Raw genomic sequence first — 15657 nt, forward strand, 5'->3', positions numbered from 1 at the left:
CCCGGTGTCTCACGGGCTGTTCCTCCGCATTCGTGGCGGAACGGCCCGGGGCCCGGGACCCAACAGCAAAGATCACCTGGCGCCGATGAATCCAAGGCGTACAGAACCACTCCAGGAGGACCCCAGTGGCGAAGGCGAAGTTCGAGCGGACTAAGCCGCACGTCAACATCGGCACCATCGGTCACATCGACCACGGTAAGACGACCCTCACGGCCGCCATTACCAAGGTGCTGCACGACGCGTACCCGGACCTGAACGAGGCCACCGCGTTCGACAACATCGACAAGGCGCCGGAAGAGCGCCAGCGCGGTATCACCATCTCCATCGCGCACGTCGAGTACCAGACCGAGGCGCGCCACTACGCGCACGTCGACTGCCCCGGTCACGCGGACTACATCAAGAACATGATCACGGGTGCCGCGCAGATGGACGGCGCGATCCTCGTGGTCGCCGCCACCGACGGCCCGATGCCGCAGACGAAGGAGCACGTCCTCCTGGCCCGCCAGGTCGGCGTCCCCTACATCGTCGTCGCGCTGAACAAGGCCGACATGGTGGACGACGAGGAGATCCTGGAGCTCGTCGAGCTCGAGGTCCGTGAGCTCCTCTCCGAGTACGAGTTCCCGGGCGACGACCTGCCGGTCGTCCAGGTCTCCGCGCTCAAGGCCCTTGAGGGCGACGAGAAGTGGGCCGGTACCGTCCTCGACCTGATGAAGGCCGTCGACGAGAACATCCCGCAGCCGGCGCGTGACGTCGAGAAGCCGTTCCTCATGCCGATCGAGGACGTCTTCACGATCACCGGCCGTGGCACGGTCGTCACCGGCCGTATCGAGCGTGGTGTCCTCAAGGTCAACGAGACCGTCGACATCATCGGCATCAAGACCGAGAAGACCACCACCACGGTCACCGGTATCGAGATGTTCCGCAAGCTGCTCGACGAGGGCCAGGCCGGTGAGAACGTCGGTCTGCTCCTCCGTGGCATCAAGCGCGAGGACGTCGAGCGCGGCCAGGTCATCATCAAGCCGGGTTCGGTCACGCCGCACACCTCCTTCGAGGCCACGGCGTACATCCTGTCGAAGGACGAGGGTGGTCGTCACACCCCCTTCTTCAACAACTACCGTCCGCAGTTCTACTTCCGTACGACGGACGTGACCGGCGTCGTGACCCTCCCCGAGGGCACCGAGATGGTCATGCCCGGCGACAACACCGACATGTCGGTTGAGCTGATCCAGCCCATCGCCATGGAGGAGGGCCTCAAGTTCGCCATCCGTGAGGGTGGTCGTACGGTGGGCGCCGGCCAGGTCACCAAGATCAAGGCCTAGTTCTTACCGGCCTTCGGGCCACTGGTCCTCGGACCGCTGGGAAAACCCGTGCGACTTCGGTCGTACGGGTTTTCTCTTTCCGTTCACCTTGAGTTATGGGCGCTCCGTAAGGTGACGGGCGATGACTGGCCTGACCTTCACTCAGAGTTCACAGCCGTCGGTGTCCGTGCCGGTGCGGCGGCCCCGGCTGTACGTCCTCGACGGGCTGCGTCTGCTCGCCGCGCTCTTCGTCGCGCTGCACCACTTCGCGGGGACCGCTCGCGCCGACCGGCCCGGCAATCCCATCTGGGGCCGGCCCGTCTCCGAGATCATGCCGAACGTGTTCCGGGTCGCCTCGTACGGCTGGATCGGCGTCGAGATCTTCTTCGTCATCAGCGGGTTCGTGATCTGCATGTCCTGCTGGGGGCGGACTCCCCGGCAGTTCTTCGTCTCCCGGGTGATCCGGCTGTACCCGGCGTACTGGTTCGCGATTCTCTTCACGACCGGGGTGCTGGCGGCGTTTCCCGGGGTCTGGGAGAGGCTCGCTCCGCGTGATGTGCTCGTCAATCTCACGATGCTTCAGTCCGGGTCGCGGGTCGGCAACGTCGACGGGGTGTACTGGACGCTCTGGGCCGAACTCCGGTTCTATCTCCTGTTCCTGGTGGTCGTCGCGGTCGGGCTCAGTTATCGGCGGGTCGTGCTGTTCTGCTGCCTCTGGGGGGCCGCCGCGATGCTCGCGCCCTCCGCCGGGTGGCCCTTGTTCTCGCTGATCGTCAATCCTGACGGGGCCTGGTACTTCATCGCCGGGCTCGCGCTGTATCTCATGTACCGGTTCGGGCAGGACCTGTTGTTGTGGGGCATCCTCGGGATGGCCTGGCTGATGGGGCAGCAGGAGATCGGGCACCGGATCGACAACGTCGAGGGGGTGTCCGGGTGGCGGGGGGCGGTGCTCATCTTCACCGTGTTCCTCCTCGTCATGGTCGCCATCGCGCTCGGCAAGCTGGACCGGGTGCGGGGGAAGTGGCTCGTCACGGCCGGGGCGATCACGTATCCCCTCTATCTCCTGCACTACGCCGCCGGTACGACGCTGATCAGCCGACTCCGTGACGATCTCGACGCGCGGCTGCTGATCTGTGTCGTGCTCGCCGGGTTCATGGTGCTGAGCTGGGGGGTGCACCGGGTGGTCGAGCGGCCTCTCGCCGGGGTCATCAAGCGGGGGCTGGACTCGTCCTTCGCTCGGCTGAAGGGGTGAGTCCTCGGGCGGGACGTTTCGAAGGACTTCGAAATGCGTGACTCGGGAATCCGGGCGCATCAGGGTGGTCGTACTCAGTTGTTTCTCCATCGGGGGAAGGACCACCATGCGCAACCTCAGGAACGCCGTCGCCGCGCTCGGCACGGCCGCGGCCATGACCGGGCTGCTCTTCGCGACCAGCACGCCCGCTTCCGCGAGCGGGGAGTGGTGCAACAACCAGACCTGCTTCTCCATCAACACGAACGGCCGGTACGTCGGGAAGATCGACGTCAACGTCTGGTCCAGCAACATCAGCAACCGGGACATCAAGACGCACATCTGGAGCACGAACGGCCAGATCAACCTCTGGACCAAGGTGGAGAACGTCCCGGCGTGGACGAGGTACCGGGACTACAAGAACATCAACCAGAACTTCCCGCCGGGGACGCGGATCTGTGTCGAGGGCTGGCACGACGGCCGTAGCGTCGGTCTCCCGTGCGTGACGATCACTGACTGAGCCCTTGTTCCGAGCGGCCCGGTGGGGACGGGGGTCCCACTGGGCCGCTTGTATGTTGGTGGTCCTCTGCTGAGAAGGGGTACGAGGACATGGGCCGACTGCGCGACAAGTTCACGGGCACGATCCGCCCCGCCGAAGGATCTACGCCGGTCCCCCTCCCCGACCTCCGCGCCTCGCTCCGCGCCCTCGACGTCCCCTTCACGGTCCGCGCGCCACGCCTCGACGAGAAGGCCGACCTGGTCGCCGAGTGGTCCGCCCCTCATCGGGTCCGTCTCCGGATACGGATGCGGTTCGTCGCCGAGCGGGGTGAGGTGCGGGTGCTGGAGGAGCGGTGGGAGAGTTCGGGGGTGCTGGGCAATCGGCGGTACGGCCGGGGGCCGGGGAGGGTGGTCGTCTGGAGTGCGGGGGAGCGGTTCGACTCCGGGGAGATGCGGGGGGCGTTGACGGGGGTTGTGGTGGGGGCGGGGTGGGTTTGGCGGGGGGTGTTGGTGGGGTGGTGAGGGGGCTGGGGCTCTTCTCAATGCCGGGGCGAACTCATGCGCGTACGGCCCTCATCGCCTCGTCCAGGACCCTGCTCAGCTCCTCCAGCGCCTCGCGGGCGATCAGCGTGTCCGGGTGTTCCAGGCCGGCTTCCGCGCTGGCTCGGCGAGCGGACAGGTCCGGGCGGCGGGCGATCTCGATCTCCCTGGCCCAGGTGAGGACCCAGCTCTGTACGGGGCTGAGGGACCGCCACTCGACGGCCTTCGCGAACGCTTCGTCCTTGGTGGCCCGCATCTCCTCCAGCCGCCCCGGAGCGATGACGGCGAGCGCCGCACGCAGGGCCTCCGGCGTGTGCTCGGGGCGCGGGATCACTCGTCGTACCTCGGGAGGCCGTCCGTGGAGATCCTCCAGTCGTGGACGAGGGTGAGTTCGTGGCGGCCGGAGGGGTCCCTGAGGTCGTGGACGATTCCTTCGCGGGTGATTTCGAAGGTGCCGGGGATGCTGTCGTCCAGGGATTCGATGGCGGTGCGCATCGCTCGGTAGCGGTGGGAGGTCATGCGGCTTTCTGGTGGGTTGTGGGGCGGCAGTCCCGGCAGCGGGTGCCCTGGGGGGCTCGGATTGCTCTGTCGCAGCCCTCGCAGGTGGTTACCGGGTGGGGGCGGGAGGGTGATGGGGGGAGGGGTGGGGGGAGGTGTTCTGTGAGGCGGTGGGAGAGGAGGGCGGGGGCGTGGTGGAGGGGGGACGGGAGGGTTGTCGTCAAGGTCGTGCGGATTTTTTCCAGGGGGATTCCGCGCTCCAGCCAGGTCGCTACCGCTGGGGTCAGCTGCGCTACGTCCTTGCGGCGGAGGAGTAGGCGGGCGTCCGTGAGGTGGAGGGTTTTGAGGAGGGCTTCCGCGGATTCGTGGTGTTCGGGGTTGTGCGTTGTGGGGGTGGGGAGTGGGGGTTTTGGTTTGGGGGGTTCCGTGCTTACGGGTGGTGGCTCCACCGGCGGTTCCGGTGCTCGTCGCTTCGGCCTCGGTGGTACGGGGTCGTCGGCGCCGGGGTCCTTGGGGCCGTGCGCCCCCGGGTTGTTGTACGACACCGTCCGCGTCACCACGTGCCCCGACGCCAGCCGCACCCGTACCCGGCGGAGGTATCCGTACGCCTCCAGATCCCGCAGCGCGCGAGCGATGCGCACCTCGCCCTCGTCGAACTTCTCGTTGAGGGTCTTGATGTCGACGCGGGTGCCTGGGGGGAGGGACTGGATGTGGGTCGCCAGGCCGATCGCCGTGAGGCTGAGGTCGGTGTGCTGGGCGAGGTGGTTGCCGATCACCGTGAAGTGGGAGCGGTGGCGGACGGTGACGTGCGTGACGCCTTGGGGGGCGAAGTCGGTGGGGAGGGGGAGGTGCGCGTACGAGGGCGCGCTAGGGTTTTCTTTAGCCATCGGGAAGGGGCGTTCCTTACTAGCCATTGGGGAAGGGCGTTCCTTCTAGGTGGTCAGGCCCTCGTTCGGGATTGCGAGTCCCGGCGGGGGCCGACTTTTTGGTGTTGGCGGGAGCATAGGGCAGGGCGCTTTTGCGGTGTCAAGCTTTGGGGTGAGCTTCGGGGCGGGGGGTGGAGGGGGTTTGGAAGGGTACTTTCCACCCCCGGTACTTACTGGTGGTTGACCCCGCGCCGCCTCGAACTCCCGCCCACCGGAACGCCGTTCCCCGCGAGCCGGTCGTGCCGGAGGCCGATCTCCGCCCACACGGTCTTGCGGGGCGTGGGCCCGAACGACACGCCCCACCTCGCCGTCAGCGCCTCGACGAGAGCGAGCCCTCGGCCCGACTCGCCCTCCTCCAAAGGGGGTTCGTGGCGGGGCACCGCGTCGTCGCGCGTGTCGGTCACCTCCAGGCGGAGGGTCTCGCCGAGGACGTACATCGCGACGCGGAAGTCCCTGCCGGGGACTCGGCCGTGCGTCGCCGCGTTGTTCGCCAGCTCGGCGATCACCTGCTGCGCCGGGTACAAGGGGAGTCCCCAGCAACGGAGTTGTTCCGTGACGAGGAGGCGGGCCAGGCGTGCGCCCCGGCGCGTGGGGGAGAGTTGCACGCAGAAGGTGAGGGCGGGGAGGGGGGCTGGGGTCTGGGGAGATTCGCTGTTCACGTGACCCAGGGTGGCGGGAAGTGGCTAGCGTTATCGGCTACTTGGCGACTGCGTACGGTAACTGTCTTGGCGCTGTCCAGTGGTGTCTAGGGCGTCTAGGCCGTTGGTTGGGTACCTGGCGTCGCGAGGAGGTCACGGTACGCAGTGAAAGGGCGGGCCATGTCGGAGAGTGCGCAGCAGCAGGGCAACGAGGCCGAGGAGGAGCCGGGTTGGGCTCCGGACCCGGACGACGAGTGGGGAAAGGCGGTGCTGGAGACCGCCGGGCGGCAGATCAAGAAGCGGCGCGAGAACAAGGGGATGCGGGCGGCGGAGTTCGGCAGGCGCGTCAACTACACCGAAGACATGGTGTACAAGATCGAGCGCGGGGAGCGGATTCCTGGGCCGGGCTTCCTGGACCTCGCGGATCAGGTGCTGGAGGCGCAGGGGACGATCGCGATCCTCAAGGAGGACGTGGAGAAGGTCAAGTACCCGAAGAAGGTGCGGGACTTGAAGGCGAACGAGGCCAAGGCGGTCGAGATCGGGGTGTACGTCTGCAACAGCCTGCCGGGGTTGTTGCAGACGCAGGAGCACGCGGAGGCGCTGTTGCGGTCGTGGAAGCCGACCTATGCGCAGAAGGAGTTGGAGAGGCTGCTGGCGGCCCGTATGGCCAGGCAGTCGATCTTCAAGCGGGACTTGGCGCCTTCGATGCACTTTGTGCTGGAGGAGGTGATTCTTCAGCGCCAGGTTGGGGGCACAATGGCCTGGAAGCGGCAACTCGAACACCTCCTGGAGGTAGGGCGTCTGGACTTCGTCACCCTCCAGGTCATGCTGACCAACTCCGACCCGCACCCGGGGCTGGAGGGCAAGATGGAACTGTTCAAGTTCGCGGACGGATCGGCGGTTGGGCGCGCGGACGGTCTCTTCAACGGCCGTCCCGCCAATGAACCGAAACAGCTCCGCCACATCGAGCTGCAACTGGGCACTATCCGAGCGCTGGCCCTCCCGCCCCGGGAGACGCTGGCCCACATTGAACGACTGCTGGGAGAAACATGATCCGCAAGGCCCTCGCCGGTGACCTCCCCAAACTGGCGTGGTTCAAGAGCAGTTACAGCGACGGCCCCAACGGCGAGAACTGCGTCGAGGTCGCTCTGAACTGGTTCAAGAGCTCCTACAGTGACGGCACCAGCGGCGACGACTGCATCGAGATCGCGACCACCCCCACCTGCGTACACATCCGCGACTCCAAGCTCACGGACACCAGCCCCACCTTCCAGGTAACCCCCACCGCCTGGTCCACCTTCGTCACCCACACCACCTCCCACTGACCCCGCGTCGGGAACACCGCCCGCCCGGAGTCGCCGTGCGGGTCCGGGCGGCCCTGAGCTGACAGACTGGGGTGACCTGGTCGGCGTGTGGAAAGAGGTGAGCGGTGGAAGGGCCCCGTCTGGAGGAGGTGCGGCTGACCTCGTTCAAGAGCTTCACCGGTCAGCGGCTGCCTTTGCAGGACCTCACCGTGCTGATCGGGCGGAACGGGAGCGGGAAGTCGAACGCGCTGGACGCGTTGATGGTGTTGGCTCGGCTGGCTTCGGGGGAGTCGGTGCGGGATGCGCTGGACGGGCCTCGGGGTGCGGAGTCGATCCGGGGTGGGGTCGAGGGGTGCGCTCCGCTGGGGGAGGACTCGTTCCGGATCGGGTGCCGGGTTCGGCAGGGCGACGCCGTGTTCGATCTGGACGTCGAGGTCGAGGTGCGGCCCGAGGTGCGGATCGTGTGGGAAGAGTTGGTTGCCGTCGATGGGATGAGGTACGGGAACCGGCGGCTGAAGGAACGGCCGTTGCTCAGCGCCGACGGGATGACGGTTCAGTATCTGGTCGGTGGTTCGAAAACTCTTCCCTTCCCGGACCGGTTGATGACCAGCCAGACTCTGTCGCATCCGGGCGTGGCCAACAGGGCGACGGCGTTGGTCAACCGGGCTGCGGAGACCGTCCTCACCGCCCTCCGTGAAGTCTTCCTCCTCGATCCCGTCCCCCACCTCATGCGGAACTATGTCAACGAACGGGACTCCGAACTGCGGCGTAGCGCAGACAACTTGAGCGCGGTCGTCGCGCGGCTCGCGGAGACCGAGTCGGATGCCTTTCACCGGCTCACCGACCTCGTCGCCGGTATGCCGGAGTACCCCGTGAAGGGGGTCGGGTTCGTCGTCACGGGACTCGGCGACGTACAGCTCCTGCTCAGCGAGTCCGGGTACCACGGCGCCGACCACGACGTCCCCGCCCGCCTCCTCAGCGACGGCATGCTCCGCTTCCTCGCCTTCGGCACCGCCTTCCTCAGCAGCCGACGGCACCTGGTCATCGAGGAGATCGAGAACGGGCTCTATCCGACGCAGGCCGCGCGGGTCCTGGACCTGATGAAGGAGGAGACCCGACGCCGCCGGATCGACGTCCTCTTCACGACGCACAGCCCGGCGCTCCTCAACTCCCTCACGGCGGACGACCATTCAGGTGTCATCGTGTGTAGCCGCGACCCGGAGACCGGCGAGAGCCTGCTGACGCCGTTGCCGGAACTCCCCGGATACGTCGACCTGTTGGCCGCCGGTGACCTCGGAGACGCCGTCGCCAAGGGGCGGTTGCCCGATGCGGTGCGGCCACGCGACACGGGAAGCGGCAGCATCGAGGACTTCTTGAGGAGCCTGTGAGTACTCGTCCCGGACTTGCGCTGCCCGTCGTCGACTTCCTCGACACGTCCGTCTTCGTCGAGATCCTCGACGTACCCGGCAGGAACGAGCACCGTGCCGACATCGTCGTAGAGATGGAGAAACGACGTCAGGCGGGCGTCCGCTTCGTCCTTCCCACCGCGACCGTCATCGAGACCGGCAACCATGTCTTCCAGGTCAAGGATGGTTCGGCGCGCCGGAGTTGTGCGCACAGCTTCATGCGACTCCTGCGCCTGACCGCAGACGGTGCGGCGCCGTGGGTCCTCCACGAACGGACCTGGAACGCCGCCTTCTTCGCCGACCTCTGCGACGGCGGCTGCACCGGCATGGACCTCGCCGAACACGCCGTCCGCCAGCAACTCGGCACCGGCGACCTCAGCATCGTCGCCGAACGCGACCTGTACGCCTCGCGGTTGCGGGCGGAGGTCCGGATCTGGACGTTGGAGGCGACGATGGGGACGTGGGCGGGGGTGCCTGGGTGATTGCTCCCAGGCCACCCACACCACCTCCCGCTGACTGCCCGCTCAGACCTTGAGGATCTCCATGGTCGCTCCGCAGAGCACGCCACCGGGCCGGGCACGGCGTGGTCGCCGACGGCCCGGGTGACCTCGTGGACGTCGATGCGCGACAGCACCCACCGGACACGGGCCTGGTGGACGCGTGGGTAGTCCGCCTCCGGCATGGTCATCAGGCGGGGGCCCCGCCCGCGTCGCGACGCTCACGGCTCAACTGGGCGCGGGCCGCCTCGATCTCCTCCCTGGTGAGCGGGTCGTCGTCGGTCTCGAAGTCGGCGACGATCTCGCGGAGCTTGTCCATGGCGACCCGCTGTTCCAGGACCTCGGCGAGGCTGATCGAGTACTTCTTGCTACCGCTCATGCCGCTCATACTGTTGGTTCCGTCGAGTCAAGCGGCAGAGGGGAAGGCATGAGCGACCTGTACCCGGACGTGGTTGCTTCCGGTGGGCTCGGGGTGGCTGTGCGGGAGGCCGCGCGGCGGCGGGGGTGCGATGTCGGGGTGCCGGATTGGGCCACTGACTACGTCACGGTCGCGACGACGAGGGGGTACGTGTCGGTCGATCTGTCCGACGAGGAGCGTCTCTTCCGCGTGCGCGTCCACATCCCCGGCTTCTCCTGGGAGATCGGGGCTACGGACGACCTCGGACTCCTCGCCGACGTGATCGCTGCGTGGCGGGACGGGGTGCCGCTCGACGTGCTGGCCGAGAAGTTCGCGTTCCTGGAGCTGGACGAATTCGCCGGAGCGCTCGACAGGGGAGAACCGACCGCTGCTCAGTGGGCCGGCCTTCTGGCCTCCGATCCAGGGGACCTTCTGAGCCGTCTCCACGCGGACGAGGTGCTGCGGAACATGTTCCCTACGATCACGCACGGCGCCGTACGCCTGCGGGTGGACCCGATGAACTGGCTGAGCCGCCAGATCCTGGTGTTTGAGCGGCGCGAAGGGCACTACGCGGTCGCGCGACCCCCGGCCACGGCCTGGACGGAGGTCATGGCCGCCGAGCTCATCCCTCACCTGAGGGCGGCTCTCGGCAAGGACGGGTGAGCGCCGAGGGCTGCGCGGACGGTTCTGGCCAAGTTGTGGCGGAGTCTTTTCGGTTTCTCCACATTCTCCGTGGTCTCCGGGTGTGAGGGCGAGTAATCCCTTGTCGTGGCCCGTCCCCCCGTGGCTATGGTGTGCGTCGCATGTCTGTTCGAGGGGGCCGACCACCCTCTCGTGTGGCATGTACATGTCCTATGGGGGGATATTTTTTGCGACCCAGATCGCTCACGTCTGCCATCACATCCATCGCCGCTCTGGCCGTCCTGGGCGGCCTCGCCGTGCCGCCGAGTCGAGCGGCCGAGCAGCGCGTCACCGCCGCCGGTGACTCGTACGACGGTTTCGACAGCAAGGCCGCGGAGCAGGTGCGTGCGGACCAGTGCGTGGCCTCCGACGCTCTGCGCAAGGGGGGAGCGAACCTCTTCGCGCTCGCGCAGAACGCTCTGACGCTGCCGGACGGTCAGCTGCATCAGAAGCTCGACCGGGACCTGTTCGACACCGGCACCCCGCTGCATCAGGCGTACGACGCGGACGCCGCGAGCAGTGGTCAGTGGGCGAAGAAGGTCCAGGACCAGGAACTCGCGTGGAACGGCGCGGTCTCCTCGCTGAGTTTCTACTCGCAGCGGGACGGTGCGTGGGGGATCTTCGAGCGGACCGGGCTGGTGCCGTGGCTGTGGCAGTCGTACTCGAAGTCGATCGATCTGTTCTCGCCGTTCTACGAGCCGTCTCCCACCGCGGACAGGGCGACGAAGACGGCCGCGCTCGCGGTCGGTGATCCGCAGTACACCTCGGGGGGCACGCCGGCCGAGCGTGAGGCGTGGAAGCTGTGGCAGAAGAACTCGGGGGAGATCAAGCCCAACGTGCTGTTCGTGCCGAGGGTGTTCGCGGACGACGCGCGGATCTTCCTGGCGTCGGGGGGCTTCCCGCGTGCCGGTACGACTCCGGACACCCCGGAGTTCCGTATCGCTGTCGAGGACCTGAAGTCCCGTTTCGCGTCGTGCGGTTGGCACGCGCCGATCGATCCGAACCGGGTGCTCGGCAAGGAGGTCGCGCAGGCGTCCGCCGAGTGGCAGCGGGAGATCGCCGCGCAGGCCGGGCCGCGCCAGCAGATTCTGGCGGCGTCCGCGTCCGCGACGAAGGCGTTGCAGGAAGGCACGTACACGCTGGGGCAGTTGCTCGGGCAGTCGTGGCTCGCGGACTACGCGACCCGCTGGCAGGACTACTGGTCCGCCGGGGGTGTGGGGTGGATCGGCGACAGTGCTGTGACGGTCGAGGTGCCCGGCGCGAAGGGCAGTTGCCTGGACATCGCGGGCAGCGGCAAGACCGACGGCACACCCGTACAGGTCTATTCGTGCAACGGCAGTGCGGCCCAGCAGTGGACGCTTGAGGGCGGCGGGGGAGACCTGCATCTGCGCAGCGTCGTATCGCAGCGGTGCCTGGACATCGGCGCGAACGGTACGAAGATCCAGGTCACCGAGTGCTACAAGACCAACGGGCAGTCCTGGCAGGGCAATCCGCGTGCCGCCGCGCCGCTGAAGAGCGCGACCACAGGCAAGTGCCTGGACCTGGCGAACTTCACCAAGGGGACGGACGCGCGGCTGGCGGACTGCAAGACCCCCGTCCCGGCCGCCCAGAACTTCCTCATCAAGCCGTCCGGCCACCAGGGTTCGGGCTCCCCGCTGTATCCGAAGAAGGCGGAGTTCGACAAGGCGAAGAAGGTCGTCGCCGATGCGCAGGCGACGGCGAAGAAGCAACTCCCGCTGCTGAAGGCGCAGTTGGACGGCGCGCGCAAGGCGGCCACCGCGTCGGACACGGCCCTTCAGACCGCGTACGGCATCGCTGACGCCGCCGGTGCGCCGCGTGGGCGTGGGCTGCTGGTGGGTATGCAGAAGGCGCAGGTCGTCAAGGGGTCGGTGGCCGCGCTGACGGCGTTGGTGAAGGCGGGGGAGACCGCCGAGGCGGCGACCCGGGCGGCTGCCGCCGACAGTGAGACCGTCGCGCAGCGGGCGCTGGCGCAGAGCGCGCAGTCGAAGGCGGAGTTCCGGCGGGAGGCCGCGCGGACCGCCGAGTCGCAGGCGAAGGCCGCTTCCGACGCGGCGCTGATGCATCGGGACAACGCGAAGAAGGACAAGGAGACGGCGGAGGCGAAGCTCTCGGTCGCGCTGAAGGCCGAGGGGGATGCGAAGGCTGCTGCTGCCGATGCGCGGGCCAGGCGGCTCGGCGCCGAGGCGGAGGAGAAGACGGCCCTCGCGGAGCAGAAGAACGCGGTCGCGAAGCAGGGTGAGGCGAACCGGTACAAGGAGACGGCGCAGGCGGAGGCGGCCACCGCGCAGACGGCCCGGCAGCAGGCTCAGGCCGCCGAGGCGACCGCGTCCGCCCGCCGCGACGGCGCGGTCAAGGCCCGTGACAACGCGAAGGCGAAGCGGGACGACGCGTGGGAGGCGGAGCAGAAGGCCGACGCGTTGCGGGCGAAGGCGGACGCGAAGGAGGCGTACGCGCAGTCGCTGGACGCCGGGGCTGCGGCTGACGCGGCTCGGGGAGCCGCCGACGCGGCGGACCGGCACGCCGGGGATGCCGAGGCTGCGGCTGGGAGGGCTCGTACGGCTGCGGATGCGGCTGGGCGTGCTGCGGCTGACGCCGATGCCGCCGCGACGCGTGCCGAGGCTGCGGCCGGGCGGGCCCGTGCGGACGCGGACGGTGCTCAGGCGGCGAAGCTGCGGGCCGACGCGGCGGTGAAGACGGCGACCGCCGCTGTCGCGGACGCCATCGAGGCCGCCGGGCACGCCGCCGGGGAGGCTGACGCGGCTGTCGCCCAGGCCGAGGAGGCGGAGGCGCTGGCCCGTACGGCGAAGTCCGAGGCGAACGGGGCGCGTGAGGAGGCCGCGAAGGCGGTGGCCGCCTCTGCGAAGGCCGCCGGGTTCGCGTACGTCACGGCTCAGGCCGCCGCTGATGCCGGCGCGGCTGCCTCTGCCGTCGCCGACCCTGCCAATGACGCGATCCAGATCGGGTCCGTGTATGCCGAGACCGATTCGGCGGCCTCGCTGGTGGTGTTGACCGGGCAGGCGTCCAAGACGATCGCCGAGCAGCAGCGGGCTGTTGCCGAGGCGCACGCGCGGAACGCCGCCGCTGAGGCTTCCGCCGCGAAGAACCTCGCGAACCAGGCGAAGGGGGACGCCAAGCAGGCGTACGTCCATGCCGCTGGTGCCGCTGGGTATGCCTCGACGGCGCGGGGCTACGCGAAGGAGGCGCTCGGGTACTCGGCGGATGCGGCCAGGGCGGCTGCCGCTGCGTCCGCTTCGCTGACCCGGACGGTCGAGTACGACCGGCAGGCTACGGCTGACGCGTCCGCCGCCGATGCCGCCGCCGGGCGGGCCGAGGGGTACGCCGCTTCCGCCCGCGACTCCGCCGACCAGGCCGCGCTCGACGCCGCTGCGGCTCGGTCCGCCGCCGCTGAGGCCGAGCAGGCGGCCAAGGACGCCCGCGCCGCCGCCGACCGGGCGAACACGGCCGCGACCGAGGCCGAGCAGGCGGCGAAGGACGCGGACAAGTACGCGCAGGAGGCCCAGGAAGCGGCGGAGTCCGCTGAGCGGAAGGGGGCCAACGAGCAGGTCAGGAACGGTGCCGGGACCGGGACCGGCGGCACGTTCTACGTCGTCGACGAAGACAGCGTCGAGATCACGGGCACCCGGCAGAAGAACGACTGCGTCATCGACATCGGCTTCGGCGGCTGCACCGTCACGTTCGAGGTCACCTTCGACGCCACGGTCGACTTCTTCCTGTGCACCGACCCTGCCGTACCCGCCACCGCTTCCGGTTGCCCGTCCGAAGACACGATCCTGGTCAAGACCGAGCGCTTCACCGGCATGAAGAAGGACGTCACCCAGTACTTCAGCAAGCTCGACATCCTCCAGCAGACCGTCGTCTACCAGATCCTCAAGGCCGTCCTCGTCCAGGACTTCCTCGACTGCTGGCACGGCAGCGCGAGCGGCTGCGCCTGGGCCGCGTCCAACTTCATCCCCGGCAAGGCGTTCGCGAAGATCGCCGAGGCACTCAACGCACTCGACGCCGCGCTCAAGACCGGCATCGGCGTCGCCGACGCGTTCAAGGCGCTCAAGGCACTGGACGTGGACCCCGCCACGCTGGCCAAGATCGCGCAAGAGGTCAACATCGTCGAGGACGCCCTCACGAGCTGCCGCGTCAACAGCTTCCCGGCTCGGACGCCGGTGCTGATGGCGGACGGGACACGGCGGCCGATCGCCGCGGTTCGCGAAGGTGACCTTGTCCTCGCGGCGGATCCCGAGACCGGTGTCAACGCGCCCCGGACGGTCACCGACACGTTCCGGCACGACACGCGTCGGCTCGTGAACGTCTCTTTCGCCGACGGGTACGGACTGACCAGCACGGCCGGGCATCGGGTGTTCGTGGACGGCCGGGACTGGACGTTCGTGTCCGACCTGCGGCCCGGCGATCGACTGCGGGGACCGGACGGCACGTCCCGTGTCGTCAGCGCACTGCGTGACCGGGCGGATCTGGCCCCGCGAGAGGTGTACGACCTGACGGTCGATGGGCTGCACACCTTCTACGTGGGGGCCGAGGGCGTGGAGGGTGCTCCGGCGCGGGATGTCCTGGTCCACAACTGCTTGAATCTGCGGCTGCACGAGAACAAGCGTGGTGCCCACACGATCGGGGACCATGTCGAGACCACTCCTGGGCGGGCGCGTGCCAAGGCCGAGCGTGACTACCAGAGAAACCCGGATGGACACCCTGGTGTGACTGGTGTCTGGAAGGACCTGGACACGGCCCAAGCCGCAGTGGACGAAGCGATGAGGAAGTGGCTGACGGGCGGATCCCCGACTCAGAACAAGGCCAATCAGAAGCGGCTCCAGAAGTGGATGGCCCAGACTCCGCGCGACTCGGAAAGCCCGCTGCATCTCCTTTCGTTCAACGTGACACTGGACGACACGGCGTCTCTGGGGACGATCTACCATCGCGACGGCAGCAGTTGGCCCGCGCAGAACATCGTGTCCATGATCCTCAAGAGGTCAGAGGACAAACCGGGTTACATGGTGTACACCGCGTTCCCCAACGGCAAGAGACCCACGAGGTGACAGTGCGACGAGAGGACATCTGGGTCGACTTCGGGCTGAGCGGGCTCACCAAGTGGTTCACCGTGCCTTGGGGTGAAGCCACGGAGGACGAGATCGTCGCCGAGGTCGCGGGGTGGGGGGACGGGAGCTATGCGCCGACCCTGCTGGAGGACGCTCTGAGGCTGCGGAACTCGTCCATGCCGACACAGACGATCGACCTGTTGATGCGTGCGGCGATCGGGCTTCCGTACGAGCCGGACGACGTCCGCAGGGACGGGCGTACCCGGCTGGACGCGATGATCCGGATCTGTACCGAGCGGATTCGCTGTGACGACCCGTCGTTCGAACCCGCGCCGCCGGAGCCGGCGGTGGGTTCCCCCTTGTTGCGGGAGGCGGTTCTGGCGGAGATCCGTGCAGTCGCGCCCGCTGTGCGGGACGAGGTCGGCGCGCGAGGGAGCGAGGTGCAGGCCGCGTTGGAGCAGGTGGTTGCCGAGATCGATCCCGATCTCGGGTTCCGGTTGTTTCTCCGGGTCATGAAGGCGTACCCGGTGGCGATCACGGAAACGCGATACCTGCGTTACCACGAACTCGGTGAATGCTTCGGGTACAACGAGTTCGTCGTCGACGACGGGACGCTGCATTCTGTTCCGGATCCGGATTGACGGGTCCGGAGCCCGCAGGTG

At 68.2% G+C, this 15657-nt stretch carries 16 protein-coding genes; 11 read left to right on the forward strand and 5 right to left on the reverse strand.

Annotated features, from left to right (window positions below; genetic code table 11):
• The first annotated feature begins 125 nt into the window (after positions 1 to 125).
• From tuf to ACQCO7_RS25660, 4 genes are all read left to right on the forward strand, one after another.
• Positions 126 to 1319 (forward strand): elongation factor Tu, encoded by a 1194-nt coding sequence (gene tuf, locus ACQCO7_RS25645; RefSeq protein ID WP_010354271.1) that lies wholly within the window; start codon positions 126 to 128, stop codon positions 1317 to 1319.
• A 121-nt stretch (positions 1320 to 1440) separates the two neighbouring features.
• Entirely contained in the window at positions 1441 to 2550 is a 1110-nt protein-coding gene (locus ACQCO7_RS25650; protein WP_464074023.1) for an acyltransferase family protein, read from the forward strand.
• A 106-nt stretch (positions 2551 to 2656) separates the two neighbouring features.
• Complete coding sequence (locus ACQCO7_RS25655; RefSeq protein WP_464074024.1) at positions 2657 to 3046, forward strand: hypothetical protein; 390 nt, start codon at positions 2657 to 2659, stop codon at positions 3044 to 3046.
• Between the two features lie 89 nt (positions 3047 to 3135).
• Entirely contained in the window at positions 3136 to 3546 is a 411-nt protein-coding gene (locus tag ACQCO7_RS25660) for a hypothetical protein (protein ID WP_464074025.1), read from the forward strand.
• A 34-nt stretch (positions 3547 to 3580) separates the two neighbouring features.
• On the opposite strand, the gene ACQCO7_RS25665 is transcribed toward ACQCO7_RS25660, so the two are convergent.
• The 4 genes from ACQCO7_RS25665 to ACQCO7_RS25680 all read right to left on the reverse strand — a co-directional run bounded on the left by ACQCO7_RS25665 (position 3581) and on the right by ACQCO7_RS25680 (position 5647).
• Entirely contained in the window at positions 3581 to 3898 is a 318-nt protein-coding gene (locus ACQCO7_RS25665) for a hypothetical protein (RefSeq protein WP_464074026.1), read from the reverse strand.
• Positions 3895 to 4083: a hypothetical protein gene (locus ACQCO7_RS25670; protein ID WP_464074027.1), complete on the reverse strand. Its 189-nt coding sequence runs from the start codon at positions 4081 to 4083 to the stop codon at positions 3895 to 3897. The genes ACQCO7_RS25665 and ACQCO7_RS25670 overlap by 4 nt, the downstream gene beginning before the upstream one ends.
• The gene (locus tag ACQCO7_RS25675; protein ID WP_464074028.1) at positions 4080 to 4949 is read right to left on the reverse strand and encodes a helix-turn-helix domain-containing protein; all 870 of its coding nucleotides are present in this window, start codon (positions 4947 to 4949) and stop codon (positions 4080 to 4082) included. The genes ACQCO7_RS25670 and ACQCO7_RS25675 overlap by 4 nt, the downstream gene beginning before the upstream one ends.
• Positions 4950 to 5158: 209 nt before the next feature.
• Positions 5159 to 5647, reverse strand: a complete 489-nt coding sequence (locus ACQCO7_RS25680) for an ATP-binding protein (RefSeq protein WP_464074029.1) — start codon at positions 5645 to 5647, stop codon at positions 5159 to 5161.
• Positions 5648 to 5806: 159 nt separating this feature from the next.
• On the opposite strand from ACQCO7_RS25680, the gene ACQCO7_RS25685 reads away from it, so the two are divergent.
• The 4 genes from ACQCO7_RS25685 to ACQCO7_RS25700 all read left to right on the forward strand — a co-directional run bounded on the left by ACQCO7_RS25685 (position 5807) and on the right by ACQCO7_RS25700 (position 8818).
• Positions 5807 to 6679 (forward strand): helix-turn-helix domain-containing protein, encoded by an 873-nt coding sequence (locus tag ACQCO7_RS25685; RefSeq protein WP_464074030.1) that lies wholly within the window; start codon positions 5807 to 5809, stop codon positions 6677 to 6679.
• Positions 6676 to 6951: a DUF397 domain-containing protein gene (locus ACQCO7_RS25690; protein ID WP_464074031.1), complete on the forward strand. Its 276-nt coding sequence runs from the start codon at positions 6676 to 6678 to the stop codon at positions 6949 to 6951. The genes ACQCO7_RS25685 and ACQCO7_RS25690 overlap by 4 nt, the downstream gene beginning before the upstream one ends.
• Before the next feature lie 104 nt (positions 6952 to 7055).
• Positions 7056 to 8318 (forward strand): AAA family ATPase, encoded by a 1263-nt coding sequence (locus ACQCO7_RS25695; protein WP_464074032.1) that lies wholly within the window; start codon positions 7056 to 7058, stop codon positions 8316 to 8318.
• Positions 8315 to 8818 carry a hypothetical protein gene (locus tag ACQCO7_RS25700; protein ID WP_464074033.1) on the forward strand — a complete coding sequence of 168 codons (504 nt, stop codon included), beginning with the start codon at positions 8315 to 8317 and terminating at the stop codon, positions 8816 to 8818. Before ACQCO7_RS25695 ends, ACQCO7_RS25700 begins: the two co-directional genes overlap by 4 nt.
• Positions 8819 to 9023: 205 nt before the next feature.
• Here the strand turns inward: ACQCO7_RS25700 and ACQCO7_RS25705 are convergent, their stop codons facing one another.
• Positions 9024 to 9212 (reverse strand): hypothetical protein, encoded by a 189-nt coding sequence (locus tag ACQCO7_RS25705; protein ID WP_464074034.1) that lies wholly within the window; start codon positions 9210 to 9212, stop codon positions 9024 to 9026.
• Between the two features lie 48 nt (positions 9213 to 9260).
• Between ACQCO7_RS25705 and ACQCO7_RS25710 the strand changes: the two genes are divergently transcribed.
• The 3 genes from ACQCO7_RS25710 (at position 9261) to ACQCO7_RS25720 (ending at position 15636) form a co-directional block, all read left to right on the forward strand.
• Positions 9261 to 9893 (forward strand): hypothetical protein, encoded by a 633-nt coding sequence (locus ACQCO7_RS25710; protein WP_464074035.1) that lies wholly within the window; start codon positions 9261 to 9263, stop codon positions 9891 to 9893.
• Between the two features lie 206 nt (positions 9894 to 10099).
• Positions 10100 to 14995, forward strand: coding sequence for an RICIN domain-containing protein (locus ACQCO7_RS25715; protein WP_464074036.1), 4896 nt, complete (start codon positions 10100 to 10102; stop codon positions 14993 to 14995).
• Entirely contained in the window at positions 14992 to 15636 is a 645-nt protein-coding gene (locus ACQCO7_RS25720) for a hypothetical protein (RefSeq protein WP_464074037.1), read from the forward strand. Before ACQCO7_RS25715 ends, ACQCO7_RS25720 begins: the two co-directional genes overlap by 4 nt.
• The last annotated feature ends 21 nt before the right edge of the window (positions 15637 to 15657 follow it).

It is taken from the genome of Streptomyces saintjeani (genome assembly GCF_055409605.1).

Coding starts and splice junctions, on each gene's coding strand:
- ACQCO7_RS25660 (WP_464074025.1), top strand. CDS start 3,136: ATGGGCCGACTGCGCGACAAGTTCACGGGCACGATCCGCCCCGCCGAA.
- ACQCO7_RS25685 (WP_464074030.1), top strand. CDS start 5,807: ATGTCGGAGAGTGCGCAGCAGCAGGGCAACGAGGCCGAGGAGGAGCCG.
- ACQCO7_RS25655 (WP_464074024.1), top strand. CDS start 2,657: ATGCGCAACCTCAGGAACGCCGTCGCCGCGCTCGGCACGGCCGCGGCC.
- ACQCO7_RS25675 (WP_464074028.1), bottom strand. CDS start 4,949: ATGGCTAAAGAAAACCCTAGCGCGCCCTCGTACGCGCACCTCCCCCTC.
- ACQCO7_RS25670 (WP_464074027.1), bottom strand. CDS start 4,083: ATGACCTCCCACCGCTACCGAGCGATGCGCACCGCCATCGAATCCCTG.
- ACQCO7_RS25650 (WP_464074023.1), top strand. CDS start 1,441: ATGACTGGCCTGACCTTCACTCAGAGTTCACAGCCGTCGGTGTCCGTG.
- ACQCO7_RS25690 (WP_464074031.1), top strand. CDS start 6,676: ATGATCCGCAAGGCCCTCGCCGGTGACCTCCCCAAACTGGCGTGGTTC.
- ACQCO7_RS25705 (WP_464074034.1), bottom strand. CDS start 9,212: ATGAGCGGTAGCAAGAAGTACTCGATCAGCCTCGCCGAGGTCCTGGAA.
- ACQCO7_RS25710 (WP_464074035.1), top strand. CDS start 9,261: ATGAGCGACCTGTACCCGGACGTGGTTGCTTCCGGTGGGCTCGGGGTG.